The organism is Mycobacterium interjectum (assembly GCF_900078675.2).
Classification (GTDB): domain Bacteria; phylum Actinomycetota; class Actinomycetes; order Mycobacteriales; family Mycobacteriaceae; genus Mycobacterium; species Mycobacterium interjectum.
Window position 1 is genome coordinate 2,253,491 of record NZ_LT546237.1, and the last position, 9,088, is coordinate 2,262,578.

The 9,088-nt window shown below is 70.4% G+C and carries 4 protein-coding genes; all 4 read right to left on the bottom strand.

The window, feature by feature from the left end; translation table 11 throughout:
• Positions 1-4,836: non-ribosomal peptide synthetase (locus BN4348_RS45270; RefSeq protein ID WP_066914064.1), on the bottom strand; the 4,836-nt coding region annotated here is incomplete at its 3' end.
• The gene (locus BN4348_RS45275; protein ID WP_407937925.1) at positions 4,829-6,433 is read right to left on the bottom strand and encodes a KR domain-containing protein; all 1,605 of its coding nucleotides are present in this window, start codon (positions 6,431-6,433) and stop codon (positions 4,829-4,831) included. The genes BN4348_RS45270 and BN4348_RS45275, both read right to left, overlap by 8 nt.
• A gap of 214 nt (positions 6,434-6,647) precedes the next feature.
• Entirely contained in the window at positions 6,648-7,961 is a 1,314-nt protein-coding gene (locus tag BN4348_RS45280; RefSeq protein WP_066914068.1) for a beta-ketoacyl [acyl carrier protein] synthase domain-containing protein, read from the bottom strand.
• On the bottom strand, positions 7,951-9,088 hold a 1,138-nt coding region (locus tag BN4348_RS45285), incomplete at its 5' end, for a thioesterase domain-containing protein (RefSeq protein WP_235852755.1). The genes BN4348_RS45285 and BN4348_RS45280, both read right to left, overlap by 11 nt.

The following is a 9,088-nucleotide window of genomic DNA, read 5'->3' on the forward strand; positions in this document are numbered from 1 at the left end:
CGCGCCAGCGGCCGGTGCCGCTGCCGCGGGCGTCGCCGCGCCCGCCACCAGCTCCAGTTGGCCGTCGTCGCTCCACACGCCGCGCTCACCGGTGCGGTAGAGCCTCGAACCCGGTTGCGCGGCAAACGGATCGGCGACCAAACGGGTCGCGGTCAGTGCGGGGCTCGCCAGCCGGGCGATGACGGCCGGGCCGCCGCCGTAGTAGACGTCGCCCACCACGCCGGCCGGGACCGGGTTCAGCCAGGCGTCCAGCAGGTATACCCGTGCCGCGCCGTCGCCCGCGTTGGACCGGTCCAGAATGCGTTGTCGCTCTTGCGCCCCGGCGATCTCGACCTGGCGCAGCCGTTGATCGGGATGGTGGCCGAACGCCTCGACGACGCGGACCAGCCAGTCGGCGAACCGGCTCGCGGTGCCGCGCCGATAGAGCTCGGGGCGGAAAATGATGTGGCCGCGGTAACCCTGGTCGGAGGCGAAGAAGTTGACCGACATGTCGGCGTGTGCGACGTCGAAGGTCGGCTCCAGCGCGGTGAACGTGGTATCACCTGCCGGGCCGCCGTCGATGACGTCGCCTTGCGGCAACCGGTCGCGGACGTGCACCACCACGTCGAACAACGGATTGCGCGACAGCGACCGCGCCGGGCTGACCGCGTCGACCACCCGGTCGAACGGCAGGTCCTGGTGCGAGTACGCGGCCAGCGCCATTTCCCGGGTCCGCAGCAGCACCTCGCGCAGGGTCGGATCTCCGCCCAGGTCGTTGCGCAGCACCAGGATATTGATGAAGAACCCGACCAGCCGATCGAGCCCGGCTTCATCGCGACCGGCCACCGGGGTGCCGATCGGGATGTCCGGGCTCCCGCCGGCCTTGTGCAGCACGACCGCGACGGCGGCTTGCAGCACCATGAACTCGGTGATGCCGAGGTCGCGGCACAGGGCGGTCACCTTGTCGCGGGCCGGAGACCCGAGGCTGAACTCGACGGCCTCACCGGCACCGCTGAGCCAGGCCGGGCGCGGGAAGTCCGGGCGCAGACCGGTTTCGGCCGGCATCCCCTGGAGTTGGCGGGCCCAATAATCGCGCTGCGGGCCGGCGATGCCCGCGCTGTCGTCCAACAGCGCCGCCTGCCACCTGCCGTAGTCCGCGTACTGCACGGGCAGCGGTTCCCATGACGGCCTCTGCCCGCCGCGGCGGGCCCGGTAGGCGGTCAGCAGATCGGTGAACAGCACTCCCGCGGACCAGTGGTCACCGGCGATGTGGTGCACCACCAACGACAAGACGTGCTGGCCCGGAACCCCGAGCACCGCGGCCCGAAGCGGCAGGTCGCGCTCCAGGTCGAAGACGTAACGCCGCTCGTCGTCCAATTCGGCCCGCAGCCAGCGCTCGTCGGGCCCGTCGGCGCGCCGCACCGCCACCTCGGCGGGCGGGCGGATGATCTGGTATGGGACACCGTCGATTTCGCGGTAGGTGGTGCGCAAGATCTCGTGCCGCGCCACGACGTCGGTGATGGCCGCCACCAGCGCCTCGGTGTCGCACGGGCCGCGCAGCGCCGCGGCGAACGGAATGTTGTTGACGGCATTGGGCCCGTCGAACCGATAGGTGGCCCAGCTTCGCAGCTGCGACGACGACAGCGGCACCGGGCCGTCGTGTGGTGCGGGAACCAAACGCGGTCTCGCCGAATCCCGGTCCCGCGTGTCGATCTGTCCGGCGATCCTGGATACCGTTGCCAATTCGAAAACCTCGCGAACACCGAGATCGACTCCGAACGTGTTGCGCACCGCGGCAACCAATTTGGTGGCCAGCAGGGAATGCCCGCCGAGGTCGAAGAAGGAGTCGTCGGCGCCGACCCGCTCCCGGCCCAGCAGCTCGGCGAACAGCCCCGCAACGCGGCGTTCGGTGGCCGTGTCCGGTTCGCGGAACGCGCCGCCGGAACCGACCTCCGGTTCGGGCAGCGCGGCGCGGTCGATCTTGCCGTGCGCGGTGATCGGGATCTCGTCGAGCACAACGTATGCCGCCGGCACCATGTATTCCGGCAGCGCCGCCGCCACCCGGGCCCGGATGCGGTCGAGGTCGACACCGGCCTTGCCGTCGTCGCCGGCCGCCGGGGTCACGTAACCGACCAGGCTCTTGCCCAACCGCGGCAGGTCGCTGACCACCACGACGGCCTGGCCAACCGTGGGATCGACCGAGATGGCAGCGGCCACGTCCCCCAGTTCGATCCGGAAGCCGCGGATCTTGACCTGTTCGTCGGCGCGGCCCACGAACTCGACGTCGCCGTCGGCGTTGCGGCGTGCCAGGTCTCCCGATCGATACATCCGGGCCCCGGGATTGAACGGGTCGGCGACGAACCGCTCGGCGGTCAGCCGCGCGCGCCGATGATATCCATGCGCCAGATGCGTTCCGCCAAGGTAGATCTCGCCGATCACGCCCACCGGAACGGGCTGCAGCGAATCGTCGAGCAGGTACATCGTGGTATTGATCTTGGGCCGGCCGATGGGCACGATGCGGGTACCTTGTGGGCCCTCCACCATGTAGCGGCTGGCATTGATCACCGTTTCGGTCGGGCCGTAGAAGTTGTGCAACAGCGCGTCGAAGGTGGCGTGGAACTTGTCGGCCACCTCGCCCGGCAGCGGCTCGCCGCCGATCGGCACGCGCCGCAACGTCCGCCACTGGTTGACGCCCGGCAGCGACAGGAACAGGCCGAGCAGGGACGGTACGAAATGCATTGCCGTGATGCCCTGGTCGCGCAGGAGGGCGGTGAGATAACCGATGTCGCTCAGCCCCCCGGGGCGCGGGATCACCATCCGCGCGCCGCAGGCCAGCGTGCCGAAGATCTCGGCGATCGACACATCGAAGCTCGGGGAGGCGACCTGCAGCAGCCGGTCGGTGTGGTCGACCCCGTACTCCCCCTTGAACCAGACGAAGTATTCGGCGACGGGGCGATGTGGCACCGCAACGCCTTTGGGCAATCCGGTGGTGCCCGACGTGTAGATCAGGTAGGCGGTGTTGTCCGGCCGTAGCGGCCGGACCCGATCGGCGTCCGCCGGATCGTCGGCGCGGTAGGCGGCCAAGTCGCCCACCGGCTCCCGCAGCACCAGCTTCGCGTCGCAGTCCTCGAGGATGAATTCCAGCCGGTCCCGCGGGTAGGTGGGGTCGACGGGCACGTACACCGCGCCGGACTTGGCGATGCCCACCGCGGTGACGATCAGTTCCGGCGACTTGTCGAGCAGCACGGCGACCCGGTCTTCGCTGCCGATGCCCTGCTCGATCAGCCAGTGCGTCAAGCGGTTTGCCGCCTCGTTGATGGCACGGTAGGTGAGCCGGCGGCCCTCGTAGACCACCGCGACGGCGTCGGGGGTGCGCGCGGCCTGCTCGGACACCAGATCGGCGAGCGTCGTGGGCGCGGTGTCGAACGACTCACCGCGCGACACCGCACGCAGCCAGTCGGCGTCGGCCCCGCCCAGCAGCGCCAAACCGGCCAGCGGCTTGTCCGGATGGGCCAGGGCGTCGTCGAGCAGCACGGCGAAGTGGTCCAGCATCTGTCGCGCCAGCGCGGGTTCCAGGATCTCCAGCAGGTGCTCGGCCTCGACCAGCGCGCCGGCGCTTTCGAATTCGATCATGAACCCCAGGGGTAGCTGGGTGAGGTTGCTGCGCAGGTCGTAGCGCTCGGATGCGACGCCGGGCGGGCGGAATCCGCCGCCGTCGGGCTCGCGGAAACCGAAGGACAGGCGGGTCATCCGTTCGGCGCCGTGCCGGCGGTCGGGATTCAATTCGCGCACCACGCGGTCCAGGTTGACCCGCTGATGGGCGAACGCCCCGGTGGCGATGTCTCGCGTCGACGCCAGCAGCTCGCGAAAGCTCATCGTCGGGCGCGGCCGCAGTCGCATCGCGACCGTGTTGCCGAAATATCCGATGGCATCGTCGGTTCCGGCGCCCCGATTGAGCACCGGTGCGGCTACCAGGAAGTCGTCGCAGTGGGTGTAGCGGTGCACCAGCGCGCCGAAGGCGGCCAGTAGCACCATGTACGGGGTGCAGCCGGTGTCCCGCGCCGTCGCCGTCACCCCCCGGGTGGTGTCGGCGGACAGCCGCAGCGTCGTGCGGGCGGCGCGCCAGGTGGTCGGCACGCCGGTTCCGGCCGGGCCGGGAAGTTCCAGTGGCTCCGGCGGATCGGCCATGACGGCGCGCCAATAGTCCAGGTCGGCCGCACTGGTATCCGGTCCGGACGCGGCAGGCGGGCGGTGGGGCTCCAGATGGGCGCCCTGGTAGGCCCTGGTGAGATCGGAGAAGAACACCCGCCAGGAGCCGTCATCCCACGCGATGTGGTGGGCCACCAACAGCAGCACGTGTTCCGCGGCCGCCGTACGCACGACGGTGATCCGCAACGGCGCGTCGGTGGAAAGGTCGAAGGGCGCGCAGAATTCGCGCTGGGCCAGCACTTCGAGGCGAAGCCGGCGCGCGTGCGCCGGCAGGCCGGTCAGGTCGTGTTCGGCCCACCCCGGGAGGAGATCGTCCTGCACCGCGGGCCGCGGGTCGCCCTGGTCGCTGACGGCATAGGTGGTGCGCAGGATGCGATGGCGGCGTGACACGGCGTTGACGGCGTCACGCAGCCGGGCGGGGTCGAGCTCGCCGGTGATCCGGTAGGAGACGCAGACGTTGAGCAGCGCGCCGCTGGGGTCGGCCGATTGCACGAACCACATGCGGGCCTGCCCGTCGGAGAGCTGGTCTTCGGCGGCGGGACGAGGTTCCTCGGCGTCGCCGGCAAGACCGCGTTCGGCGAGCCTGCGCCGAAGCAGTTCCAGTCTGGCCGCATCGACCCGGGCGCCGGTGTCGGCGATGTCAGTCACGCGAAATGTCCACTTTCTGTGCTGTTTCGAGGCGCTCGACGGTGCCCCCGAGCCTTTCGACGAGTTCGTCGCCGGTGATTTCGCCCATCAGCGTCGCCAGGGAGACCGTCCGGCCGATCGTCCGGTTGAGACGTTTGCGCAGATCCAGCGCCAGCATCGAGTCGACGCCCAGATCGAAGAGCGATTCGGCGAGGTTCACCTCGGCGGGCCGCTCGATTCCGAGCACGGCCGCCAGCTGACTGCGCACCGCATCGGCCACCGACACCTCGTCACATTCGCGCGCGACGGCTTCTATCGTCGGTGGCCCGGACCGGCTGCCGTCCAGGAACATCCGCAGCCGGGCCGCGTCCGCCGCGAACACGAGCGGGTCCTCGCGCCACTCGCGCAAGCTCGCGTCGATCGCCGCGTCGGGGACCATCGGGCGCAGCCCGGACCGCTCGATGTCGCCGATTCCGGCCGCATCCGCGATGCTCCGGCCCGATTCGGTCGAGCCCTGCCACAGGCCCCATTTCACCGCGACGCAATGCCTGCCCGCGTCGCGCAGTTGGGCGGCGGTCACCTCCAACAGCCGGTTGGCCGCCGAGTACGCCGCGTGTCCGCGGCCACCCCACGCCCCGGACACCGACGAACACAACAGCATTCGCGCGTCGGCGCGCGCCGGCCACACCTCGGCCAGGTGGGCAAGACCGCGGACCTTGCCGGCAAAGGTGTCCGCGACGGCGTCGGCCGCGAGCTCACCTAACGTGCCGAACGTGGCGCTGCCCGCGGCGTGGACGATCAACGACGCGCCGGCGCCACCGTATTGCGCCGCGAGGAGCGACAATTGGACCGGATCGGTGATATCACAGGGTGGCGACACGAGCTCGGTGCCGTAGTGGGACGTCAAGGTCNCCGCTGCGGCGTCGGCGCCGTTGAGCGTGGGAGCGATCGCGACGACGATCTCGGCATCCCGCGGCGCAGCGAGGGCGGCCGCCGGATGGGACTCGATCGCCGCGCGCAGCGACCGGGCCAGAGGCCCTTGGTCGGCGCCGACCACCGCGATACACACCGGCGGTCCCGCGATCGGTATGGACGGCATCGACGTCGGTTCCCAGTGCTCGAGGGCAATGGTCGGTCCCCGCGATGTGTCCAGCGGTTCCGGGTGCGCCCACATCGGAATCGCGCGCATGGGCGCGTTCGGAAATCCGCGCGGACCCATGTCGCCACCGTCCAGATACTCGCCCCAGTCATAGCCGGGGTCGGCGACCGCCGCGGTGACGATATTCGCCGACAGCGGCTCGGCCAACGGCTCGTCCCGGTGCGCGGACCCGACCAGCACCGCTGGGTCCTCGCGAGACTCGAAGATCTGGCCGATCGAGAATAACAGCGCGGGATGGGCCGACAGCTCGATGAACGAGCTTGCCCCGCAACGGATTGCCGACTCGAACGCGCGGTCCAGCCGCACCGTGTTGCGCAGGTTCGCATACCAGTAGTCGCCGAACCGCGCCTTTGAATCCACCACGTCGCCGGTGGTGCCGCCGATGAATTGCACCGGGGCCTCGGCGAATTCCGACGCGGGCAGTCGCCGTTGGAATTCCTCGCGCAGCCGTTCGAGCAGGCTGGTGTGCCCCGGAAANTCGCGGCGCGGACCACCGCGCGGTGCCTGCGGACCCGTCGGGTTCCGCGCAGCCGCCGGGCCACCTGCGCCACCGTCGTTTCCGGAGCGCGGTCGAGATGGCCGGCGATCGCCCGGGCGTCCGCGGCGACGAGTTCGTCGGCGTGGGCGCTGAGCAGCACCGGGATCCGACCGTCGGGTAGTCGTCTGACGGCCATCAGGCGACCCCGCGCCCGGCTGTGTCGGGCATCGAGACGATCAGATGGGTGTTGGTGCCGCTCATCCCGAACGCGGAGACCGCCGCGGTGCGCCACCCAGCGACGGCGTGCCACGGAGTCAGCTTGTCCGCCAACCGCAAACCCTGCTTCTCCCAATCTATTTCGTGGCTGGGCTCGTCGACGTGCAGGGTCGGGGGCACCGCGGCGTGTTCGGCGGACAGGATCACCTTGGCCAGACCCAACGCACCCGCCGCCGCCTGCGCATGTCCGATGTTGGACTTGACCGAACCCAGCAACGGTCCGCGTCCGGGCGGCGCGGTGCCGTAACTGGCCGCCATGGACAGCAGCTCCGTCCGGTCGCCGAGCCGGGTTCCGGTGGCGTGGCCTTCGATCATCCCGACGTCGACGGGCTCGATCCCGGCCTGCGCGAGGGCGCGCCGGAACAGGCGCAGCTGCGCGTCGCCGCTGGGGGCCATCAGCCCGGCGCTGCGCCCGTCGGAATTCAGGCAGCTGGCACGCACTTCGGCGAGGATGCGACGCCCGTCGGCCACCGCCCTGGACCGGCGCTGCAGCACGAACATCGCGGCACCCTCGGCCCAGACGGTTCCGCTCGCGAGCGCGCTGTAGGGCCGGCAGCGGCCGTCGTCGGACAACGCGTGCTTCTTGGAGAACTCGACGAAATAGCCGGGGCTGCCCATCACGCAGACGGCGCCGGCGATCGCGAGGTCGCAGTCGCCGGCCCGGATCGCCTGCACCGCGGTGTGGAACGCCGCCAGCGCCGACGAGCATGCGGTGTCGATCGTCAACGCGGGACCCGCCAGGTCCAGCGTGTAGGCGATGCGCCCGGAGATGACACCCAGCGACGTCCCGGTGATCAAATGCCCGCTGTGGTGCGAGAACTCGGACAGGGGCGGGCCGTACTCGAGTGCGGAAGCGCCGACGTAGCAGCCCACGTCATGACCGGCCAGGTCGTCGGGGTTGATCTCGGCGTTCTCCACGCTGCGCCACGCCACCCGCAGCCCGACCCGCTGCTGGGCGTCCATGGCCGTCGCTTCCCGCCGGGAGATGCCGAAGAAATCCGGATCGAATGTCGTTGCGCTACCGAGGAATCCACCGAGGTTACGGATGGGCTTGAACCCGTCCCGCCGCGACCCGTCGAACAGTTCGCGCAGCGCCCAGCCCCGATCGGTGGGGAACGGTCCCAGCGCCTCCCGCTGCTCGGACAGCAGCGCCCAGAAGTCGTCCGGGGTTTCGATCCCGCCGGGCGCTTCCACCGCCAACCCGACGACAACGACCGGGTCGCTATCGGGCATCGGCGCTCACCAGCCGGGCCACCGCGTCGAGGTGATGGTTGAGATAGAAGTGACCGCCCTCGAATTCGGACACCGCGAATCGGCCGGACGTGTGGGTTTCCCAGCCGGCCAGGGTTTCCCGGCTGATCCGGTGGTCGCGGTCGCCACCGACCGCATGGATGTCCGCGCCGATGCGCACGTCCGGACCGCAGGAGTAGGCGTTCAAGGCGCGGTAGTCGGCCTGTACCGCCGTCACCAGGAGCCCGACGAATTCCTCGTCCTCCAGCAGCACCGGATCGGTCCCACCGAGATCCACCATGTCCGCCAGCACGCCACTTTCGGTGGTCGGCAGCGGCCCGTACGCCGCGACCGTGGACGGTGCCTGCCCGGCCGAAGCCCACAGCACCCGCACCGGCACACCATTGCTTTCGGCGACGCGGGCGAACTCGAAGGCCACCACCGCCCCCATGCAATGCCCGAACAGGCTCAGCGGAGCCGCCGAAGCCCAGTCGCCCGCCTCGAAAAGCTCGCGCGCCAGCGCACCGATGCTGTCCGCCGCGGGATCGTTCCGCCGGTCGGCCCGCTGCGGGTACTGCACCACGAAGACGTCAACGTCGTTGGCCGACAGCGCTTTGGCCAGCGACCGGTATGCCGCGGCCGCACCTCCGGCGTGCGGGAAAACCACCACCGAGCCGCGCGCGGCGGCAGCGGGGAACCGCTTCACCCAGGGCTTGAACTCCCGCGGCGCCGTAGCGGTCGGCTTCGCCGGGCTTTCCTGGAGGGCGGACAGCACGTCGACGCTCGACATCTCCGCGATCTCCAGGTACACCTCGGCGACCTGCTCGAGCCGGCCACCGTCGGCTTCCCGCCCGACGAGCAACTGGGCCAGGGTGGCGACTGTCCGGGCGGCGAAGATGTCGGCGACCATCAGGCTCGGCGAATCGAGCCACTGCCTGATGCCGGCGACGGCCTGTGTCGCGAGCACGGAATCGCCACCGAGGGAAAAGAAATCGTCGTGCACGCCCACGGCGTCGGCGTCGCGGTTCAACAGCTCCGCGACGATGTGGCAGAGCGCGCGTTGCAGCCGGGTGGCCGGCGCCGCGTAGGGCGCCGACGTCTCGCGCGACCGCTCGGCCACCGCCGCAGCC

What these genes read in the sequence shown, in the direction of transcription:
- BN4348_RS45280 (WP_066914068.1), bottom strand. Translation starts at nt 7,961, where the DNA reads ATGCCCGATAGCGACCCGGTCGTTGTCGTCGGGTTGGCGGTGGAAGCG.